General features: G+C 65.4%; 17 protein-coding genes. 2 read left to right on the forward strand and 15 right to left on the reverse strand.

All coding sequences use genetic code 11. The features are described from left to right. The first annotated feature begins 14 nt into the window (after positions 1-14). Positions 15-626: a nucleoside phosphorylase-I family protein gene (locus OJA40_RS04045; RefSeq protein ID WP_208426749.1), complete on the forward strand. Its 612-nt coding sequence runs from the start codon at positions 15-17 to the stop codon at positions 624-626. A 19-nt stretch (positions 627-645) separates the two neighbouring features. Here the strand turns inward: OJA40_RS04045 and OJA40_RS04050 are convergent, their stop codons facing one another. The 14 genes from OJA40_RS04050 to OJA40_RS04115 all read right to left on the reverse strand — a co-directional run bounded on the left by OJA40_RS04050 (position 646) and on the right by OJA40_RS04115 (position 18723). Beyond that, complete coding sequence (locus OJA40_RS04050; protein ID WP_231847121.1) at positions 646-945, reverse strand: hypothetical protein; 300 nt, start codon at positions 943-945, stop codon at positions 646-648. Positions 946-1097: 152 nt separating this feature from the next. Further along, a complete protein-coding gene (locus OJA40_RS04055) occupies positions 1098-1547 on the reverse strand; it encodes a cytochrome C oxidase subunit IV family protein (protein ID WP_208426748.1) in 450 nt (149 codons plus the stop codon). A gap of 220 nt (positions 1548-1767) precedes the next feature. Next, the gene (locus OJA40_RS04060) at positions 1768-2469 is read right to left on the reverse strand and encodes a cytochrome c oxidase subunit 3 family protein (protein ID WP_208426747.1); all 702 of its coding nucleotides are present in this window, start codon (positions 2467-2469) and stop codon (positions 1768-1770) included. A 41-nt stretch (positions 2470-2510) separates the two neighbouring features. Next, on the reverse strand, positions 2511-4256 hold the full coding sequence (ctaD, locus tag OJA40_RS04065; protein ID WP_208426746.1) for a cytochrome c oxidase subunit I: 1746 nt from the start codon (positions 4254-4256) through the stop codon (positions 2511-2513). An 82-nt stretch (positions 4257-4338) separates the two neighbouring features. After that, positions 4339-5286 carry a cytochrome c oxidase subunit II gene (gene coxB / locus OJA40_RS04070; RefSeq protein ID WP_208426745.1) on the reverse strand — a complete coding sequence of 316 codons (948 nt, stop codon included), beginning with the start codon at positions 5284-5286 and terminating at the stop codon, positions 4339-4341. Between the two features lie 111 nt (positions 5287-5397). Continuing rightward, a complete protein-coding gene (locus tag OJA40_RS04075) occupies positions 5398-6141 on the reverse strand; it encodes a fibronectin type III domain-containing protein (RefSeq protein WP_208426744.1) in 744 nt (247 codons plus the stop codon). A 135-nt stretch (positions 6142-6276) separates the two neighbouring features. Further along, a complete protein-coding gene (locus OJA40_RS04080; protein ID WP_208426743.1) occupies positions 6277-7539 on the reverse strand; it encodes a hypothetical protein in 1263 nt (420 codons plus the stop codon). A gap of 97 nt (positions 7540-7636) precedes the next feature. Continuing rightward, the gene (locus tag OJA40_RS04085) at positions 7637-8287 is read right to left on the reverse strand and encodes a c-type cytochrome (RefSeq protein ID WP_118831209.1); all 651 of its coding nucleotides are present in this window, start codon (positions 8285-8287) and stop codon (positions 7637-7639) included. 53 nt (positions 8288-8340) lie between these two features. Continuing rightward, positions 8341-8946 (reverse strand): DUF3341 domain-containing protein, encoded by a 606-nt coding sequence (locus tag OJA40_RS04090; RefSeq protein ID WP_208426741.1) that lies wholly within the window; start codon positions 8944-8946, stop codon positions 8341-8343. A gap of 59 nt (positions 8947-9005) precedes the next feature. Beyond that, positions 9006-10427, reverse strand: a complete 1422-nt coding sequence (gene nrfD, locus OJA40_RS04095; RefSeq protein WP_272481472.1) for an NrfD/PsrC family molybdoenzyme membrane anchor subunit — start codon at positions 10425-10427, stop codon at positions 9006-9008. Between the two features lie 148 nt (positions 10428-10575). Beyond that, positions 10576-13998 carry a 4Fe-4S dicluster domain-containing protein gene (locus OJA40_RS04100; RefSeq protein ID WP_263809984.1) on the reverse strand — a complete coding sequence of 1141 codons (3423 nt, stop codon included), beginning with the start codon at positions 13996-13998 and terminating at the stop codon, positions 10576-10578. Between the two features lie 116 nt (positions 13999-14114). Continuing rightward, positions 14115-14768 (reverse strand): cytochrome c3 family protein, encoded by a 654-nt coding sequence (locus OJA40_RS04105; RefSeq protein ID WP_011404835.1) that lies wholly within the window; start codon positions 14766-14768, stop codon positions 14115-14117. A gap of 1064 nt (positions 14769-15832) precedes the next feature. Further along, positions 15833-18199, reverse strand: a complete 2367-nt coding sequence (locus tag OJA40_RS04110) for a TonB-dependent receptor (RefSeq protein WP_263809985.1) — start codon at positions 18197-18199, stop codon at positions 15833-15835. A 92-nt stretch (positions 18200-18291) separates the two neighbouring features. Then, positions 18292-18723 (reverse strand): hypothetical protein, encoded by a 432-nt coding sequence (locus tag OJA40_RS04115; protein ID WP_263809986.1) that lies wholly within the window; start codon positions 18721-18723, stop codon positions 18292-18294. Between the two features lie 184 nt (positions 18724-18907). Here OJA40_RS04115 and msrB point away from each other — a divergent pair, with 184 nt between their 5' ends. Next, positions 18908-19465 (forward strand): peptide-methionine (R)-S-oxide reductase MsrB, encoded by a 558-nt coding sequence (gene msrB, locus OJA40_RS04120; RefSeq protein WP_263808261.1) that lies wholly within the window; start codon positions 18908-18910, stop codon positions 19463-19465. Between the two features lie 29 nt (positions 19466-19494). Here msrB and OJA40_RS04125 read toward each other — a convergent pair whose 3' ends face one another. After that, on the reverse strand, positions 19495-19899 hold the full coding sequence (locus OJA40_RS04125; protein WP_011404838.1) for a DUF2237 family protein: 405 nt from the start codon (positions 19897-19899) through the stop codon (positions 19495-19497). Positions 19900-20027 lie beyond the last annotated feature (128 nt).

Genomic DNA, 20027 nt, shown 5'->3' on the forward strand with positions numbered 1-20027 from the left:
ATCCGGGGTGTTCGATGCTCGGCGTTATATTCTCTACACCTAATGAGGCTGCTCCCTTTGTTGAACAGTACGCCGGAGATCGGCTCGGGGAGCTGGAGGAAGGAGCCCACCTGCAGACTGACGCCGTGGTCGCTACCGTAGTCGGCCCCGGCAAAATCAAGGCCACCCTCGGAACCGAGCGCCTCCTCCACGAGCACGACGTCGACACGCTCGTGCATGCGGGCGGGGCCGTCGCGCTCGCCGACGAGCTTGAGGTGGGGGCGGTCGTGGAGACGGCCTTCGTTTTGGAAGGCGACCGCGTGGAGCTAGAGGCCCCGGACTATCCCCGGATGCCCCTCGAATGCCCTTTCGACCTCGATGTGGAGGGCACGCTCGTCTCGCAGGATCACGTGCGTGGAGACGCGGACGCGTCGAGCTACTGGGAGCGCATTGCGGACATGCGGGACGCCACCGGGTATGCCGTGGCCTACGTGGCGGCCCAGCACGGGACCTCGTGCCACATCGTGAAGGGCATCACCGGCCGGGCCGACGGGGACGCCGGCACGGTCGCGGATCGGCGGGAGGCACACCGGGCCGTGGCCGCGTTCCTTCAACGGCACGTAGACGCTGGCTTCCCCGCGTCGTAGCGCCTCCGGGTCGCCTTCGTCAGTTGCGGCGGGTCCACAGGTCCTCACGCCAGGATTCCGGGATGTCCTCGGATCGGCCCCAGACGTAGTCGCGGCGGCTCTCGCCATCCCGACGCGCGCGGCGCCGATCGGCCCGAATCTCGCGCACCCCCACCGATACGTATTCCCCCTCCGCGGTGGCTTGCTCCCGCTGAACGACGGGGTGTTCGCGGAAGGGGCGCGGGTGTTCGGGATTGTAGAGGCGGTACACCATGGTGCCGGCCCACACCAGCAGCGCGAAGAACGTAACTCCGACAAGTCCAGCGAACAGAACAACCATGGGCAGCGGCAGCCCCGTGTGATCGAGACGAAACTGAAGCCTCAGCGGATCGTCATCCCCCTTCAAATCGCTGCTTCGTAGTACCTCGATGGACCGAGAAAGTTCGTGTCCGTCGTGTCACATATCCCCCTTCGGGGCGCCCAGTGCCGCGTTTACGAGCCGTCGTCGGACGACATGGTCGCTCCGCGGTTTTGATTCGGGTAGTCCGACGGGGCGATCCGCAATGAATCCGACGGAATCGCGTCCTGGCGCTGCTGGGCGCGCTCCTGCTCGGCCTGAATCTCCTCCACCGTCTGGGCGGTCACGTTCCCCAGGTCGCCCCGGAACGCCGTGTCGAGAAGCGTGATGGTGACGAACACGACGACAAAGATCGTCCCGATCGTAAAGGTGAGGGCGTTCACCGGGTTGTCGTACTTCAGGTGCATAAAGAAGAGCACCACCAGCGTGGCCTTCATCCCCGCAACCCCGAGGGCCACGGGCACGGTGAGGGGGCCGAGGGGGACGTAGGCCACCCCGACCGTCAGGCCGGTCAGGACAATGAGCGCCCCGAACACCTTCAGCAGGGTGGACTTGGGAACGATGTGTGGGCCGTCGTGCGCCATAACGTCGTGAACGTGTTGGGAATCTCGGTTGATGGACCGAAGGCAACCTCTTTCCGGCATCATTCCCCGCTCCGGAACGAAGACGGAGCACGTGAAACGTGATGCGTGAAGGCGTTCTGATCTCACGCGTCACGCATCACGTCTTTACTGATTTCCGGGAAGCAGCAAGTGATACCGTCATGCAGTTCCGCGTACGGATGCGGCTCCAGTTCAACGCGGCTCAGATGAGGTAGAGCAGCGGGAACAGGAAAATCCAGACGATGTCGACGAGGTGCCAGTAGAGCCCCGTAAGCTCCACCGGGGTGTACCATTCGCTACTGAACGATCCGCGCCACGCCATGACCGCAAGCGCGCCGATGACGATCATGCCGATGACCACGTGCACCCCGTGGATGCCCGTCATGACGAAGTAGATGCTGAAGAATTGAGGCGCCATGGCCATTTCCGCCAGGTGTTCGTAGTGGGCCCCGTGCGGGTCGAACGCCCCGCCGGGGTAGACCCCGTGCTCGAACTTGGCCATGTACTCGAAGTACTTGACCACCATGAATCCGCCCGCCAGCCCGAGCGTGCCCAGCAGGTAGTAGATGCACCGCTTCACCTTGTCCTGCTTGATGGCGTGGATCGACAGGGCCACCGTCAGGGACGAGGTGAGAAGCACAACGGTGTTGAGCGCCCCCATCGTTTGGTTCAGCGTCCCGCTGGCCGCCGCGAACACCTCGGGGTTCCACTGGCGGAAGACGGCGTAGGCGACGAACATGCCGCTAAAGAGAAGCACCTCGGTGATAAGAAACACCCACATCCCAAGCTTCGCCGAGTCGAACTGCTGCTCCGACGAGACGAAGTGGTGCTCCAGGTGCTCCGGGTGATGGTCGTCGTGCGCGGCCTCCGTCTCGGTGGGGGCCGGGGCTGTTTCCGTTGCCATGGGGTCGGGAGATCTCGTGAGACAAGGCGTGGAGCCGCTGCTTACGCACTGGCCGGATCCGCGGTGTCCGTCTCGGACGGGGCCGAGGGCGCTGGTTCAGGGATCTGGGGCACGTCGTCGCTGAGGGCCTCCCCGTCCCCACCCCCAAACACTTCGTCGGCGAGGTGGAAGTCGTACGGCCCTCGCGTTACGAGGGGGGTCCGTTCAAAGTTGTGGTGGATCGGGACGGCCGTGGTGTTGGTCCACTCCAGGGTGGTGGCGCCCCAGGGATTGGCCGGGGCCTTCTCCCCGTACGCGAGCGACCAGAGGGCGTATCCCAGAATGAGGAAGAGGCCCACCCCCAAGATCTGAGAGCCGTAGGTCGAGAGCTGGTGCAGCCCCGCGAAGCGATCCGCGTAGTTTGCGTAGCGTCGGGGCATCCCGCGCGAGCCCAGCACCAGCTGCGGGAAGAAGGTGAGGTTGAACCCAATGAAGACAAGCGCGGCCGCGATCTTGGCGAGCGTCTCGTTGTACATGCGCCCCGTGATCTTCGGCCACCAGTAGTGCATGCCGCCCAGGAGCGCCACCACGGATCCGCCCATCATGACGTAGTGGAAGTGCCCCACGACGTAGTAGGTGTCGTGCAGGTGCACGTCCACCGAGAGCACGCCCACCATAATGCCCGTGAAGCCCCCGATCGTGAACATGAACAGGAAGCCCAGTGCGTACAGCATCGGGGTCTGCAGCCAGATGGACCCCTTGTACAGGGTTGCCACCCAGTTGAAGACCTTAATCCCCGAGGGAATCCCGATAAGGTACGTGATGAGCGAGAAGACGATGGACGAGATGGCGGACTGGCCGCTCACGAACATGTGGTGGCCCCAGACCAGGAAGCCGAGCATCGCAATCGCGACCGACGAGAGGGCGATGGCCCGGTACCCGAAGATGCGCGACCGGGAGAAGGTTGCGATCAGCTCCGACAGAATGCCGAAGGCCGGCAGAATCATGATGTAGACCGCCGGGTGGCTGTAGAACCAGAAGAAGTGCTGGAAGAGCACCGGGTCGCCCCCAAGCGCCGGGTCGAAGATGCCGATCTGAAGCGTCTGCTCCAGGATGAGGAGCACCATCGTGATGCCGATCACGGGCGTAGCGAGCACCTGCACGATGCTCGTGGCGTACAGCCCCCAGACGAAGAGGGGCAGCCGGTTCCAGGTCATGCCCGGCGCTCGCATCTTGTGGATCGTCACGATGAAGTTCATCCCCGTAAAGATGTTGGCGAAGCCGGCGACGAAGATGGCCGCCGTCATCCAGAGCACCCCGCCGCCCGTGGACGAGGAGTACGGGGTGTAGAACGTCCACCCGGTGTCCACCCCGCCCGTCAGGAGGGCCGTAATCGTGAGCGCGGCCCCGGCCAGGTAGACGTACCAGGACGCAAGGTTGAGCCGCGGGAAGGCCACGTCCTTCGCCCCGATTTGGAGGGGCAACACGAAGTTGCCCAGGATGGCCGGGATGGACGGCACCAGGAAAAGGAAGACCATCAGGATGCCGTGCATCGTAAACACCTGGTTGTAGGTGTCGTTGCTCATCAGGGTCTGGTCCGGGCCCGACAGCTCGGCCCGCATGAGAAGCGCCAGCACCCCTGCCACAAGAAAGACCGTGGCAAGGGAAACGCAGTAGAGAACCCCGATGCGCTTGTGGTCCTTCGTCGACAACCACGACCAGACGCTCGTCTCGTGGTTGAGGTAATTGGTCTCTTCCTCCTGGGGCTCCCCCTGATCGACCGGGGCGTTCTGTGTGGTCGTGCTCATGGCGTCTCGATCTGATGTATGACAAGCGTGCACGGCTGAAAAACAGCATCCGGGGCCCGAGCGTCCCCTCGGGCTCTGGCCGTTACTCCTCGGAGACCTCCTTGTCGCTCTGCTCCTTGATGAACTCAACGAGACCGGTCACCTCTCGCTCCGAAAGGCTGGCGTACGACGGCATTACGTTCTGGTAGCCCTCCACCACCTTCGCCCCCGATTGCAGAATGGATTCGCGAAGATAGTTCGCATCCGCCGTGACCGTCGACCCGTCGGCCATTTGGTGGTCGGTCTTGCCGTAGAGGCCCTTCCAGGTGGGCCCCACCATGTCGGAGCCATCGAGGCTGTGGCAACCCTGACAGCCCTGTTGCGTGTAGAGCTTTTCTCCCAACTCCGGAAGCGGAATGTCGTCCGGTGTTGCGGCGCTTTCCAGCCACTGGTCGAAGCGGGCGCGGGAAACGACCTTCACCTCCGCGTCCATCTCGGAGTGGTTCCGGCCGCAGTACTCGGTGCAAAACAAGTCGTACGTTCCTTCTTTCGTCGCCTCAAACCACACCGACGTGTAGCGGTTGGGCAGCACGTCCTGCTTTACCCGAAACGCCGGGACGTAGAAGCTGTGGATCACGTCCTGGCTGCTCATGGTGGTCTTCACCGGCTCGTCGGCCGGCACGTACAGGGTGTCCGTCGTAACGCCGTTCGGATACTCGAACGACCACCCCCACGACCGCGCCTGCACCCGAATCTCGTATGCATTGTCCGGGATCGTCTTCTGCGCCACGAACGACTTGAACCCCCAGTTGAAGACGAGGAGGACGAGAATCGTGGGAATTACGATCCAGGAAATCTCCAGCAGCTTGCTCTCCTTGACGGGACTGGGCCGCTCGGCGGGGTCCTGACGGCGATAGCGGTACATAAACCAGAGCATCGCCGCAACCACGCCGACGAGGAGAATCCCGCTGACGACGTTTACGAAGGTAAAGAGACTATCAATCTTCGGCGCCATCGTAGACGCCGCTTCGGGAAGCCAAAAATCACCCATGTCGTGATTGGTCGTTGGTGGAGACGAATCGCTGCCTCATGTCAAAAGGGCGGCCGATGGGGGGTCGTGCGCCGCCGTGCGGGGTGCCCCCCGTACCCGCCGTCCGGGTTGTCATTCCGGCTGCTGCCGCTGCTGATACTCCTCCCTCGCGACGAGGTCCATGGCACGGTCAATCGGGATCCGATAGGTGCCCTCCTCCTCGTCCACGACCTCATACTGTTGCAACTCCTGTGCCGCCTCCATCTCGGCCTGCTTGATGTCACGGTACTGCATCCGCTCGGCGGCCGCCCCCTCCGCGCTTTGGCTCACCTGTCCAAACCACCCGAACAGGATGGCGACGGCGGTCAGCACAACGGCAATGATCGAGGCCGAGATGCCCATAATCTGGCTCGCAGCCACGCCTTCGTACGCCACGCCACGCTCCTTCTCCTTCTCGATCTGATCCTCGAAATCAAAGGGTTGGGCGGTGGCTTCTTGACGGGCGGCGCGCGCAAGTTCCGTCACGGGCTCCTCGTCGGCGGCCTCGGCGGGCCCCTGCTCGGCCTCCGCCTCCGTGGTCGCGACGAAGCTCTCCACGGGGCTCGGGGGTCCCCACTCGCCGTCCCTCTCAACGAGCACCCGCCAGAAGAACGTCTGCCCGTCCGTGGGCAGCTTGTTGCCGACCGTTACCGCCGTTTGGGTCCCCACCTCGGCGTCCACGACAGGCGTGTCGAAGCGCGCCGTCTCGGCCACCTGCAGGCGGTACGCGTCGCCGTCCTCGACGGGGGACCAGACGAACGTCACTGCACTCCCGTCCGCCGAGACGGTGTCAACGGGCGTGACCAGTGAGGGCGTGGGGCCGTCGTCGGAAGCCATGTGTCGTGCGCAGGGTTGGTGCCAGAGTGCCTACTTACGAACGCAGGGGGGTCGGGAGAGGGTCACCGCACCGGGTGAAATCACCGGAAAAGCCCATTCGTTCCGCCCTCCCCCAGCCCCGACGCGGGGCGTTCGCTACATGTTTTCGAACTGGAGGGAGTCCCGCAGGGACGGATGGTTCTGGGGCACGAGGGGATGCCGGCCGAGGCGATACATCAATCCCCCGGCAAAGATTCCCGTCAACCCCAACCAACACGTAAAGTCGAGCCAGTGAAAGCCCCCGCCCTCCCGAAGCACCGGGAGCACCACCCAGTGCAGATCAAACCAGTGCATGCCAAGCAGCCACACGGACAGCACGGCCATCACCGTCCCGGCCCGTTTCGTCGCCTGTGGCAGGAGGATCAGGAACGGGAGGAGGAAATGGAAGATCACGAGGGCGGCGCTGTGCCAGGCCCACCCCCCCTGGAGCCGGTGTTGGAACCACACCGTCTCTTCCGGAATCCCCCCGTACCAGTACAGCATGTACTGGCTAAACGCGATGTACGCCCAGAAGACGACGAAGCCGAAGAGGTACTTGCCCAGGTCGTGGTCGTGCTCCGGCGTGATGACCCCCTCCAGCACCCCGCCGGTTCGTCGGAGCAGGAGCGATACGAGGGTGATCGTGGCGACGGCCCCCAGGATGCCCCCCGAGAAGAAGTAGATCCCGAAGATGGTCGAGAACCAGTGCGGGTCGGTGGACATCAGGATGTCGTAGCTCGCGAAGGCGGTGGTCACCGCCAGGAGGGGAAGCCCCCAGGCACTGGTGCTCCGCAGCGCCGCCGGAATCTCAGGGTCCGCATCCACGTCCTGCCGGAGGGAGAGGGTGTAGAGGCGGTACGAGATCACCGTCCACACCGCAAAGTACACCACCATCCGGACCGACCAGAACGGCGTGTTCAGGTACGCACGCTTCCCCGCCAGGATCTCGTCGTATTGGGGACTGCTCGGGTCGTAGAGCTCGGCGTGCGTCCAGTGATACAGGTCGTGCATCCCGAACAGCAACGGCAGCCCCAGCAGGAACAGCAACGGAAACGCCCACACCAGGGCCTCATTGATGCGGTTTACGACCACGCTCCAGTTCGCCCGCGTGAGGTGGTTGAACACGAGGAAGAAAAGCCCCCCCAGGGCTATGGTTAAAAGAAACGACCATCCCACCAGGTAGGCGAAAAAGAAGTCGTCCGGGCTCTCCCAGAGGCCCAGGAGGCTGATGGTCAGGAGCGCGATCCCCAGCGCCATCGGCACGAGCCAGGCGCGCCGGTCCCCCACGAACCGGTAGGCTCGTTTCGCAACGTCGCTCGTCGGCTGGACCGGATCGACCAGCCACTTCAGAAAGGAACTGCGATTGATGGAGTCGGGCATGGCGTTGAGACGTCGGTTCGGAGCCGCAAGGGCCCTGCGAGAAGTTGGTTCAGAGGTCCGCAGCAGTGAGGGGGCCGTAGAGACGGTGAAGACGAGACTACTCCGTGCCGGCCTGCGCCGTCGCGCCGCCTTCGGGCGCCGCGCCCAGCTCGGCCCGCTCTCCCGGCGGCAGGTCGTCAGGCGTGGCGTTCTGGCTGCGCTGCAGGGCGCGAATGTACGCGACGATGGCCCAGCGGTCCATCACGGACACCTTCTGTCCGTAGGCCGGCATGCTGCGCACGCCGTTCGCGATCACGTCGTAGAGGTACCCGTCCGGCGACTCCCGGAGCCGGCCAACATGGTAGCTCGGGGCGGGGGTGTATCCGTAGTCGCCCCGCATGATGACCCCATTCCCGTCTCCGGTTTTCCCGTGGCAGACTGAGCACTGGATCTCGTATCGCTCCCGGCCTCGCTCCAAGACCTTCCGGTTGACCGCGATGGGAATCTGGTCTACGTAATCGCCGTCTGCCGTCCGCCCCTGGTAGAGGGCGGAGCTGTCCCGGAGCTCGCCCCGCGGCACCGTGCCCGAGACCGGCGCCCGCATGGCGGCGCCGTCTTCAAAGTACGGATTCGCCTCCTGCGGCCCGAACTTGGGCTGGAAGTCCATGTCCAGGTTCATGTGGAAGGGCGGATTGTCCGACTGGGTGCCCCGGCACCCCGCCAGGAGCAGGGCGACGAGCATCAAGCCGGTAACGAACAGGCGTCGCATTGGTCGTGCAGGAAAATCGAGGGAGAATGCGGACGGGACCAATCGATGCGGCATCACGCATCGACCGTCCCGTCGTCTTTGACGAGCTCAAGGTGGTGTGCCCCGAGCCGCTGGAGCATCGCGGCGCTGTCCTTCACGTCGAACTCATCGTCGCTGGCCGCAATGTGCAGAAAAAACCGATCGTCCGACGCCCCCTTGAAGCGATCGGAGTAGAACAGGGGGTTGTAGGGCCGTGGCAATCCGTTCAGCGCAAACATGCCCGCCACGGCGCCGAACGCCGCGAACAGGATCGTCAACTCAAACATGATGGGCACCGAGGGCTCCACGGCAAAGAACGGCTTGCCGCTGATGTTGAGCGGGTAGTCCACCGCGGCCGTCCACCACTGCAGGAGATACGCAACCACGCACCCCGTAATCCCGCCAAAAAACGTGAGCACACCGACGGCGGACGCGTTGCCCAGCCCCATCGCCTCGTCCATTCCGTGAATCGGAAACGGGCTGTGCGTGTCGAAGTGGCGGTAGCCTTCCTCCCGGACCGCCTCGGCGGCGTGCAGCAGCGCGCCCGGATCCGGGAACTCGGCGAGCAGGCCGTGGACCTGGTCGGCGTCGCTCTCGAAGATCCCTGCCTGGGCCTTCAGGTCTTGGATCAGCGTGGACATGGTGTCGCGCGGTGCTCAATGGAAAACAGCGATGAGTGATGACGGCGAGGCCGCCTCGTCTACCCGGAGGCGTCGGCCCCGTCGTTGCGGTACGCCTCGGCCAGGGCCGGCTCCGCCGGCTTGATGTAGGGCTCGCCGTCGCCCTCGGCGTGCCCGTTGCCCCCGTGGTCGTAGTGGTGCGGATCGGCCTCCGGCATTACCCCCTTCACCTCCGCCATCGCCACCATCGGCACGAACCGAAGGAAGAGCAGGAAGAGGGTAAAGAAGAGCCCGAACGACCCCACGAACGTACCGATGTCGACCCACGTGGCCGTGAAGTAGCCCCACGAGCTCGGCAGGAAGTCGCGGTGGAGCGACGTGATCGTAATCACGAACCGCTCGAACCACATCCCGATGTTCACCACGATCGACAGGGCAAACATGACCGGGATGGAGCGCCGAAGCCGCTTCGACCAGAAGAGCTGCGGCGTGACCAGATTACAGGTCATCATGATCCAGTACGCCCAGGCGTACGGCCCGAAGGCGCGGTTGATGAAGGCGTACTGCTCGTACTCGACCCCCGAGTACCAGGCCATGAAGAACTCCGTGATGTAGGCAAAGCCCACGATCGACCCGGTCACCAGGATGATGATGTTCATCTTCTCCAGGTGGTCGATCGTAATCAGGTTCTTCAGGCCGTAGATCTCTCGGGTAATCACCATGAGCGTAACCACCATGGCGAAGCCGGAGAAGATGGCCCCGGCCACGAAGTAGGGCGGGAAGATCGTCGTGTGCCACCCCGGGATGACCGACACCGCAAAGTCGAACGACACGACCGAGTGGACCGACAGCACGAGCGGCGTGGCGAGGCCTGCGAGCAGCAGGTATGCCTTTTCGTAGTTGCGCCAGTGGCGGTTCGAGCCCGTCCACCCCAGCGAAAAGAAGGCGAGAATGCGCTGCCGCCAGAAGTTCTTGGCGCGGTCGCGGAGCGTGGCGAGATCCGGAACGAGCCCCACGTACCAGAAGAGGGTCGACACGATGAAGTAGCTCGACACCGCGAACACGTCCCACAGCAGCGGGCTCTTAAACTGCGGCCACATGGCCATCTGGTTCGGAATCGGGAGCGTCCAGTAGATGGCCCAGACGCGCCCGACGTGGAAGGTCGGCCAGATGAGGGCACAGATCACCGCGAAGATCGTCATCGCCTCCGCGGCCCGGTTGATCGCCGTCCGCCAGTGCTGCCGGAAGAGGTAGAGAATGGCGGAAATCAGCGTCCCGGCGTGGCCGATCCCGACCCAGAACACGAAGTTGACAATCGGCCAGCCCCACCCGACGGGCTGGTTGTTGCCCCACACCCCGATGCCGTTCCACACCACGTAGGCGAGCAGCCCAATCAGCAGAAGCGCCCCGGACAGCGACACGGCAAAGGCCACGTACCACGCCAGCGGCGCCTTCTTCTCCGCGTGCCGCGACACCATCTCGGTGATGTCGTGAAACGACAGGTTGCCCTTGACGAGACGCTCCGGGTCGGCCGCACCATCCCCTGCGGGCGACGGGGGCGACTCGGACGGGTCCGTTGGAAGCTTCTTGGATGACTCCACGAATGGCTCAGATCAATTCGACGAGTTCGTGCAGGGGGCGGCCCCGAGGCTAGGCCTCAACGGGCGCCTCCTCTTCCGCCTCGGTCTCCGAGAGGGCCTCCTCCAGGCGGGAATTCGTGTTGCGCACACGGCCGAGGTAGGAGAGGCGGGGCTTCGTGTTCAGGTAGGACAGCAGCTCGTACCGGCGCGGGTTCTTCTTCTCCTCCACCACGTCGCTCTCGGGATTGTTGAGGTCCCCAAACGTGATGGCGTCGGTGGGGCATGCCTCCTGGCAGGCCGTCTCGACCTCGTTGGGCCGTAGGTCGCGATCCTCGTTGTCGGCCTGCTGCTGGTGCTTCCGGATCCGCTGGACGCACCACGTGCACTTCTCCATGACGCCCCGGTTGCGCACGGTGACGTCGGGGTTCTGCGCCATCTGCACCTCCGTCGGCAGCGTCTTGGTCCAGTCGTAAAAGTTGAAGCGGCGGACCTTGTACGGGCAGTTGTTCTGGCAGTAGCGCGTCCCGATGCAGCGGTTGTAGACCATCTGGTTCGTGCCGTCCGGCGAGTGCACCGTCGCCGCCACCGGACACACCGACTCACACGGCGCGTTTTCGCAGTGCTGGCACATCACCGGCTGCGTGAGCATCTCGGGGTTGTCGCCCCCCTCCTCCTCGCTCACGTAGTACCGGTCGTTCCGAATCCAGTACATGTGCCGCCCCTTGCTCACCTCGTCCTTCCCCACCACCTGCACGTTGTTCTCGCTCGTGCAGGCCACCACACAGGCGTTGCAGCCCGTGCACGTGTTGAGGTCCACGGTCATGCCCCACTGGTTCTGGTAGTAGGGGTTGTTTTTGAAGGCCGCCTGGTCCTTCGGATGGTTTTCCTCCCAGGCCATGGGGTACTCCTGCTGCTTCTCCACAGGGCCCGGCTCGTCGGCGCCGGCGCCGCCGTGCTGACCGGCGCCGTCGCCCCCATGAGCGGCCTGTTCGGGCATCTCGTCCGCCCCGTGAGCGTCGGCGCCCGGCCCCGCCTCCAGGCCTTGCCCCGACACGGTACCGGCCGCCCCGTCGCCACTGTGCCCGTCCCCGCCGCCGTGGCCGCCCTCATCGCCATGGCCGCCGTCTCCGTGGCCGTCGCCCCCGTGACCCAGGTCCGGCACGGGCGGTTGCGACTCGTTGACAAACTCCGGGTTCTCTTTAAACTCGTCCAGGGTTGCCCAGCGCACAATCGGACGCCCCTGCATGCTTCCCTCCTCCTGGGTCGTGGCGAGGAGGTACCCACTGCCGACCTGCGTAACGTTGGCCCCGGTGGCGACCCGCCCCCCGTTCGGGCGCATCGGCGCCACGTTGCCCCCCACCACGTCCACCGGCTCCCCGGACGAGTCGACCCCCCCTGCGATGGGGCTGCCGTTGTAGATGTTGGTTTGATCGCTGGTGTCCCAGAACGGCGTGCTCTCCGACTCGCGGGTCGAGGCGATGGTGCGCCCGTAGCCCATCGACACCCCGATGGAGCCGTCCGGGTAGCCCGGCTGCACCCACACGGGCAGCTCGACGGACTGGCCGTCGAGGGTCAACTCCACCCGGTCGGCGTAGAAGCTGCCCTCGCGGCGCTGGACCTCCACCCCCAGCTCGTCCGCCGTCGCCCGGCTCATGACGGCAACGTTGTCCCACACAATTTTCGAGATCGGATCCGGCAGCTCCTGCATCCACGGGTTGTTGGAGAATCGCCCCGCCAGCAGCTTCGAATCCGTGCGGAAGACGACCTCAATCTCGTCCGGGTCGGACGCCGGGGCGTCAATCGACGGCACGGTCGCCGTGCCCACCGACGCCGTCTCGTACCCGGATCCTTCGAGGTATCCGTCGTGCAACGCCTTGCGCCACCGCTCCTGGAAGGGGGCCGGAAGCTGGGCCCGCCACTGCTCGCGGACCAGGTCGTGGCCGCTGGCGTCCACGCCCGTCGCCGCCAGGTTGAGCACCTCGATGAGCGAGTGCGCGTCGTCGTAGAGCGGCCGGATGAGCGGCTGGACGATCGACTTCGTGCCGTCGTAGGCCCGGCCGTCGCCCCACTGTTCGAGGTAGTGGGTGCGGGGCAGGTGCCAGCGGGCCGCCTGGGCCGTTTCGTTCCGGAGGCGCCCCAGGTGGACCGTGTCGCGTACGTTCGAGAGCGCCTCCTCAAAGCCCAGCTCAGACGGGGCGTCGTAAACGGGGTTCACGCCCAGCATGAACAAGGTGTCCACCTCGCCCGCCCGCATCGACGCGGTCAGGTCGGCCAGGGCCTCGTCCTGCGGCTGGATCTCGTCGTCTCCGGGATCGAAGAGCGTGACGGTGGTGCCGAGCCCCCCGAGTCGCTGGTTGACCGCCATGGCGAGGGCGTGCACCTCGGGCGGCTGTGCCTCCCCCGCCATTACCACGCCGTGCTCGCCCGCCGCTCGCAGGTCCCGGGCCATCTCCCGAACGTGCAGGCGCTCCCGCTCGCTCCACGAGACGTCCGGCGCCTCCCCCACCCCCAGCTCCGCCGCGAGGGCGGCCGCGAGGGCGGGAATGCGCCCGGCCCGCATCGCGAGCCGGTGGTCCGAGCTGCCGCCCGTGGTGGAATAACGGCTCTCCACCGTGTAGAGCCGGCTCATGGTGTCCTCCGCGTCGTCTAGGCGCCGCCCCTCCGCAAACCCCTGCGTGTGGTACCCAAAGTCGTGGGTGCGCCCGTCGAGGAAGTTGGCGTCGAGGCTTACGATGACCTCCGCCTCCCCAAGCTCGAAGCGCGGCCGAAGGGGGCGCCCGAAGGCCTGCTGCGTGCCGAGCCGCCGCGGGTCGGTCCCCGTCGGGGCGTACGGCACCCACTGCAGGTTCGGAAAGCGATCCGCCATGCGCTGGCGCATCGCCTGTACGGTCGGGGACGAGGTCTTCTCCGCCAGAACCGCCACTTGGCGCTGGTCGGCCTCGTTGCCCAGCTGGCGGCAAAACGAGACGAAGTCGCTCCAGGAGGCGGTGCGCCCCTCCTGGCGGACGGACCGGGAGCGATCGGGGTCGTATAGGTTGAGCACCGAGGCCTGCTCGTACGGGCTGGTGCCACTCTGTCCCGACGGATGGTCACTGTTGCCCTTGATTTTGGTCGGGCGCCCTTCGTTGCTCTGGGCCACGACCGGGCGCAGCACCCCCCGAAACGGCATGCTCGTGGCGTAGTGGTCCTCAATGCCGGGCGTCACCGTTTCCGGCTCGCGGGCATACGGCAGAATTTTCTCCTCCGGCCGCCGGCAGCCGGCCAGCCCCGCCATGGCCATGGCCGCCCCCATCAGCTGCAGAAACTGTCGCCGCGACGCCCCGCTCGGGGGCTCGCTGTCTCCCGGCACGAATTCCGTGAGGTCGTCGCCGTCCTCGTCGGCGTCCGACTCGGACCAGTGGCGCCAAAAGGTCGGCTCCGACGACCCATCACGCGCCCCCGATTCGTCGTCGCGGGCGGCCGTTTCCGAATCTATGACGTCTAGTTCGATCATACTGCGCTGTGACGTGGCGGGTTGAGGGTCTGGCGTTGAGCGTTGGGCGTTGAGTATCGTGCGTTGCAGAAGTCTCGCTACAGAACACTGAACGCAACACGCTCACCCCGAAACAACTAATAGTGGCAGGCCGAGCAGTTGGAGGGCGGCTGGATGCCCTCCTCTTCGATGCGCTCCAGGTTGCGCTCGACGAAGTTGGCCGGCTGGGTGTACCCCATCGTCGTGATCTGATCGTTGGGCCGGAGGTACTTCTCCGGCTGCCGGTGGCAATCCAGACACCACCCCATCGACAGGGGTTCGGCCTGGTACACGCCGTCCGCGCCCATCTGGTCGATCCGGCCGTGACACGTCTCGCACCCGACCCCCTTGTTGACGTGCGACGCGTGGCTGAAGTGGGCGTAGTCTGGCAGGTGGTGCACCTTCGTCCACTCAATGGGTTCGTTGTTCGCCCAGCTCTCACGCACCGGCAGCAGCTTGGGGGAGTTGGTTTTCACCTGGCTGTGGCACGTCATGCAGGTCTGCGTGGAGGGCACGTTGGCGTGCTTGGAGTTGGCCACGTTGGTGTGGCAGTACTGACAGTCCATCCCCAGCTTCTCAACGTGGGTCTCGTGGCTGTACGGCACGGGCTGCTCCGGTTGGTAGCCCACCACCTTGAACTCGGGCGAGAAGTAGTACCAAACCAAAAACACCAGGAGAACGCCCCCGAGGACCGAAGCCCCTAGGGAAAGAACGGGCAGCGCATTGGCCTTCTTGGGAAAGAATTGCGGCATACTAGCGCATCATTCGACAGTGAGCAATCGGGCACCGCTGTTCTCCCGTCCAGACAAGAGAAATATACGATGTAACGATCAACAAGCCAAGCCCCCCGGTGGCTTTCCACCAGATCCTACCAGATCTATGCTGAACCTTAACGTTCTTGACGGGTGGTCACTCGGTGGGACGTACTGTACTTATCTCCAGGGGGTGCGATCAGAAGATGTGACTAATTTAATACGTATTCACGCCACTCTCTGTCCTGAAGACGGGCGGGTGATTGCAGAAACAACGCGGACTCGTTGAATCACGGCTCTCTCCACGTCGGGCCCGTGCGCTGGCGGGAGGGGGCCGGGGCTACGCCGTCCCTGTGGAGAAAAACCCTTCCGGTCGTTCTCGGCGCGGACCCTTTTCGTTGATGCCCGGACGCCCCAATGACGCGGAATTCTTCTCGCGGGTTGTTCGCTCCCCCCAGGAATGCCCAAACGGATTGCGGTGCCATGTGTCGTACACATATCATACACGCACCGCAACGTTACGTTCGTCGGTCGCGTCCGACGTTCTAAGCAGGCCGACGTCCGTCCTATCGGGACGCCTATCGGGACGCCTATCGGGACGCGGCCCAGGCCCGGCGGGCTGCCTCCGCCCGGGATTAACGTCTTCAGCAAATTGCACGCCAGACGTTGGGCGCCCGGGCCACTGTGCCCTGCTCCCAGAAGCCGCCGCCGGTCTCGTCTCGCAGGACGTGCCCTCGGCGGTGGGCGCTCGGTTCCGGCGCCTCAGACGGTGCCAACCTGGGAGGCACGAACGCACCCGCGAGTCCGAAGGCGGTGTCGGTGCCTCCGTCGTGGGACAGGGGGCCCAGGCCCGCGATCGCGATCCGGGACAGTCGTCTGGAGTAGGGATCTGGCGGGCACCAGTGCGCCGTTGCCGGCAGGCAGGACGGCTGCGGGCCGGCAATCGCCCGCAGGCCAGAGGCCGGCCTGCCACTGAGGACGCACTGCTCTCGATTCGCCCCGCCCCCTGACTGCCACACCGCCGCTTGAGGCACAGGGCCCCTCCCCAGATCAGTGTTCCGCAGTCAGAAGGCATAGTTAACCCCCGCAAAGAAGATGCGGCCTGTTTCCGGAATGGGCGTTCCGGAGTATGGATTCTTTGCGTTCAGGTGATTGACGTAGTCGGCATCGGTAAGATTGGTTACGCCCCCCTCGACGGAAATGCCGCGTCCCACCGCAAGGCCGCCCCGGAGGTCAAGGGTGACGTATCCCTCGGTGGGGGTCTCGCCAAGTATCGACGCCACACGGTCTTGCTCCGTCACGCCCCCCAGTGTGCCCTCTATGTAGAAGCGGCCCTGGGGCGGTTCGTAGCGAACCCCGATGTCTCCGGTCAGGGGCGCAACGCCCAACGCCGGCTGATCGGTCTCTAGGTTTTTCCCCCAGAGGTAGCTCCCGCTCACGCTCGCGGTAAGCGATCGGAGCACCGCCACCGACGCCGACATCTCGCCGCCGTAGAAGGTCGCCGTGCCGTTGGCGTAGCGGAACGGCCCTTCCGCGAAGATGGGCAGTGGCAGCATGGGCTCCACGTCCGGCGCATCCTGGAGGGTGATGTAGTTGGAGATCCGCCGCGCAAAGCCGCCCACCGCGAACGAGACGCGGTCGTAGCGGGCTTCCAGTTCGAGATCGGCCTGCCAGGACCGCTCGGGGTCCAGGCGCGGGGTGCCGATGAACTCGGCACTCGTTTGTGCCTTGTTCGACGGGAAGCGGTCCGCGTAGCGCTCCAGGGCACCGGCGGAGCGCACCGCCGTCCCGCCCCCGGCCGAAAGCGTCCAGGCCTGTGAGAGCGGCGCCGTGAGCATCAGTGCACCGCTCACGTTGAACTCCCGTCGGTCGAGCGCATCCGCATCCAGCGCCCCGTCGCCCGGCTTGGCAATGTCGAGATACACGTCGGTCACCTGCTCCTCGTCAGCCCCGGCCCAGACCATGTCCGCGCGGACGGCGCCCGTGGCCTCAACGGGCCCGAGCAGGCGCGTGGCCTGCGCAAAGACGCCCGCATCGGCGGTGACAACCCCGGGCCAGATTTGCTTGCTCTCGTAGAAGCCCGGCGTCGTCGGCTCGCCGTTCTTGACGACCTGGAAGGGACGCTCGGCATCGCGGTGGGCACGATAGCCGTCAGCGCCCACCTTGAGCCGCAGGTCCTGGGAGGGCGCCAGCTGCGTCACCACGCGTCCGCCGAGCGTCGTGATGTCGGAATTGACGGCGACGCGCAGCGGGGGCCCCGGAAAATTCTCCGAGGCGTAGGTCACCTTCCCCTCGTTGTTCATCGTGTGCAGGGTCTGGTAGCCATACGCCTTTGCCTCCACCGAACGCACCAGGCCGGTGCCTGAGGCGTACTCGTACCCGAGACGCGCGCGGCCGGTTTTGAAAAACTGGGCGTTGAGCAGGCGGCCGGGGTAGTCGACGTCATCCTGTCGCTGGTATCCGCCTCCGGCGGTCAGGCGCTGATTGTTCCCAAGTTTGTAGCCGACCTTCGCACGGAGCTCGCGGTTCAGAAAGTCTGCGGGCACCGACGTGCCGTCGCCGGTCTCGTAGTCGTTGCCCGTTCTGTAGGCCCCATCAACCCGGTAGGCGAACGCGTCGCTTCGCCCGCTGACCGTGCCCGTCACGTCGTAGGAGCCGAAGTTGCTGTCGTAGCCGGTCTGTAGCTGTCCGCTCAGACGCTCGCCACGGGCCACGTTGAAGAGGTCATTGGTCTCGACGCGAATGGCGCTAAGCTGGCCGCCCCCCCAGGTGAGCGCGTACGGGCCCTTGGCAACCTCGATGCTCTGCATGGTCGAGGGGCCGGTGTGGCTCAGCGGCGAGTCCATGCGCGCCGGGCCGGCCGGGAAGGTGCGCATTCCGTCTACGTAGACGCCCACCTGCCCGGAGCGCAGCCCCCGCACAACTGGATCGAGGCCGACCGGGCCCCGTCGCACCGCACTCACCCCCGACATCGTGCGCAGAAGCTCACCGCCGTCCCGCGGATTGGCCTCCTGAATGTCAGCCTCCCGGAGTTGCTCGGCGGTCTCGGAAACGGTGGGCGCGGCCGTTACCTCAACGGCGTCGAGGCCGACGGTCCGTGGAGCAAGTGCAAACCGGACCCGGGCGGATTCGGCGGCGGCCACCGCCACCTCACGCGAGCGGGACGCAAAGCCGACGAAGCGCGCCCGGATGACGTACATGCCAGGGGCGAGTCCGTCGACGGTAAAGCGCCCCTGTGGCCCGGTACTCGTGCCGCGCGGCTGGGCACCGTCATCGGTGCTCTCGACGATTACATTGACGCTGGGCAAGGGGCGACCCGTCTCCCCATTGGTAACGCGACCGGTCACGGTCCCCGACGGCTGGGCCGCGGCGGGCGGAATGAAAGCGAACGCAATGAAAAAGATGCATGCAAAAACGACGTAGCGATCCATAGAAGTCCTCCAAGGTTGTGGGAATGCACGGACGACCTCATCCGTGCGGGCATCCGAACGACAGAAATACGGGGGCACGCCCGCCGGTCAACTCAGGCGTACAGGGGCGTCGTTCGGGGAGGACGAAAGATGTCGTCGCCAAGGCGCTCCGGCGGTGGGGACGGCGACAGGGCCAGAAGTGTCGTTTCGGATGTGAGCGGGCTTGGAACGGCAGCCGGAGCACTCGGGGACTGCCACCGGGGCACCGGCGTGGGCCCCAGAACCTCCGATCCGCTATGGCACGCCTGCATGATCGGGCCCTCGGGGCTGGTGTCGGAATCGGTATGGGCGCAGGTGCACGGCCCGTCGGGATTGCGCGGACACATGTCGTGCTGGGCATGCGCACACCGGTGGGTGCCCAGTGCTTCGTGGGCCGCCTGCAGGAGGCCCTGAACGGGTCCCTGCATCAGCAACGCCCCGACGACCAGGGCGGACAGAATCCGCCCCCACCGAGGAAGCCGGAATGTGCGCAATCCTGAACGCATGATGGACGGGATTCCCGGAAATGAGCAATAATCGTTACGTCCTTTCACGCTCGTGGATCAACCTACGCCTCCCGTTTCCGTGTCATTCAGCGCATTTTCGTGGAAGCAGGGGCATACCGAAACATTTTGGCCCCCAGTCCCCCATACCCTCCACACCGCCGTTGCACTCATCCCCCACGCCTCCATGGACCGCAAAACCTTTCTCAAGCATCTGGGGTGGGCCGCCGTGGCGCCCTTGGCGCTGACCGCGTGCACCCCGAGCCGGTCGACCCCGGCCTCCACTTCGGCCCCCGACACGCTCGGCGTACACACCCTCCCCGAGGATTTCCCCCCGCTGGACAAGTCTGAGGAGGAGTGGCGACGCCTCTTGACGAAAAGCGAGTACCAGATTCTTTTCGAAGAGGGCACCGAGCCGCGCAGGTCAAGCCCATTGCTCAACGAAACCCGGACCGGGACCTACATCTGCGCGGCCTGCCGCCTGCCGCTGTTTTCGTCGAAGACCAAGTACGAGAGCGGAACGGGCTGGCCAAGCTTCTGGGCTCCGCTCGACGGCCAGGTGGACACGAAGAAGGACACAAAGCTGGGCTACACCCGCACCGAATACCACTGCGCTCGCTGCGGCGGCCACCAGGGCCACGTCTTCGAGGATGGCCCGGACCCCACTGGCCTCCGCTACTGCAACAACGGCCTCGCCCTCTCCTTCGTCCCGGCCGATGCCTCGCTGCCTGCCCTTCGCACCTGACGCACGCCGACTGGCCCGGCGTCTCGCGCTCACGCGTCCGGAGACGCATCGTCCGACGACGGCGCATCGACGGCGTGGGCCTTCAGCACCTCCAGGTCCACAGCCTTGAGCGCCGCCTCGCTGGTGGCCGCCAGGACGACGGGCGGGGCCACGCCGGCCTCCATCGCCTCCCGCCACCGCGCCGCACAGAGGCACCACCGGTCGCCAGGCTCCAGCCCCGGAAAGTCCATCTCTGGGCGCGGCGTCATCAGGTCGTTGCCCTGGCGCTTCGTGTACTCCAGGAACGCCTCCGTCATCTCGGCACACACCACGTGGCTGCCCGTGTCGCGCGGCCCGGTTCGGCAGTGGCCATCCCGGTAAAATCCGGTCTCGGGATCCATCGAACACGCGCGAAGAACCCCGCCGAGGACGTTTTGCGATTGCTGAACCTTCATGGGACGGGTTGATTTGGAAGCACGTTAGTGAGTCGTTCGAAACCATTTGGGCCGTTCCCAACGCGCTGGCGGAGGCGGAGTTTTTCGGGGGGGCGCAACGGGGGAACCCGCGTCCAGCCCCCTTCCAG

It is taken from the genome of Salinibacter pepae (assembly GCF_947077775.1).
Lineage (GTDB): Bacteria > Bacteroidota > Rhodothermia > Rhodothermales > Salinibacteraceae > Salinibacter > Salinibacter pepae.

What these genes read in the sequence shown, in the direction of transcription:
- OJA40_RS04045 (WP_208426749.1), top strand. Translation starts at nt 15, where the DNA reads ATGCTCGGCGTTATATTCTCTACACCTAATGAGGCTGCTCCCTTTGTT.
- ctaD (WP_208426746.1), bottom strand. Translation starts at nt 4,256, where the DNA reads ATGAGCACGACCACACAGAACGCCCCGGTCGATCAGGGGGAGCCCCAG.
- msrB (WP_263808261.1), top strand. Translation starts at nt 18,908, where the DNA reads ATGGACCGCAAAACCTTTCTCAAGCATCTGGGGTGGGCCGCCGTGGCG.
- OJA40_RS04100 (WP_263809984.1), bottom strand. Translation starts at nt 13,998, where the DNA reads ATGATCGAACTAGACGTCATAGATTCGGAAACGGCCGCCCGCGACGAC.
- OJA40_RS04050 (WP_231847121.1), bottom strand. Translation starts at nt 945, where the DNA reads ATGGTTGTTCTGTTCGCTGGACTTGTCGGAGTTACGTTCTTCGCGCTG.
- OJA40_RS04080 (WP_208426743.1), bottom strand. Translation starts at nt 7,539, where the DNA reads ATGCCCGACTCCATCAATCGCAGTTCCTTTCTGAAGTGGCTGGTCGAT.
- OJA40_RS04110 (WP_263809985.1), bottom strand. Translation starts at nt 18,199, where the DNA reads ATGGATCGCTACGTCGTTTTTGCATGCATCTTTTTCATTGCGTTCGCT.
- OJA40_RS04060 (WP_208426747.1), bottom strand. Translation starts at nt 2,469, where the DNA reads ATGGCAACGGAAACAGCCCCGGCCCCCACCGAGACGGAGGCCGCGCAC.
- OJA40_RS04115 (WP_263809986.1), bottom strand. Translation starts at nt 18,723, where the DNA reads ATGCGTTCAGGATTGCGCACATTCCGGCTTCCTCGGTGGGGGCGGATT.
- OJA40_RS04090 (WP_208426741.1), bottom strand. Translation starts at nt 8,946, where the DNA reads ATGTCCACGCTGATCCAAGACCTGAAGGCCCAGGCAGGGATCTTCGAG.
- OJA40_RS04085 (WP_118831209.1), bottom strand. Translation starts at nt 8,287, where the DNA reads ATGCGACGCCTGTTCGTTACCGGCTTGATGCTCGTCGCCCTGCTCCTG.
- OJA40_RS04075 (WP_208426744.1), bottom strand. Translation starts at nt 6,141, where the DNA reads ATGGCTTCCGACGACGGCCCCACGCCCTCACTGGTCACGCCCGTTGAC.
- coxB (WP_208426745.1), bottom strand. Translation starts at nt 5,286, where the DNA reads ATGGGTGATTTTTGGCTTCCCGAAGCGGCGTCTACGATGGCGCCGAAG.
- OJA40_RS04105 (WP_011404835.1), bottom strand. Translation starts at nt 14,768, where the DNA reads ATGCCGCAATTCTTTCCCAAGAAGGCCAATGCGCTGCCCGTTCTTTCC.
- OJA40_RS04055 (WP_208426748.1), bottom strand. Translation starts at nt 1,547, where the DNA reads ATGGCGCACGACGGCCCACACATCGTTCCCAAGTCCACCCTGCTGAAG.
- OJA40_RS04125 (WP_011404838.1), bottom strand. Translation starts at nt 19,899, where the DNA reads ATGAAGGTTCAGCAATCGCAAAACGTCCTCGGCGGGGTTCTTCGCGCG.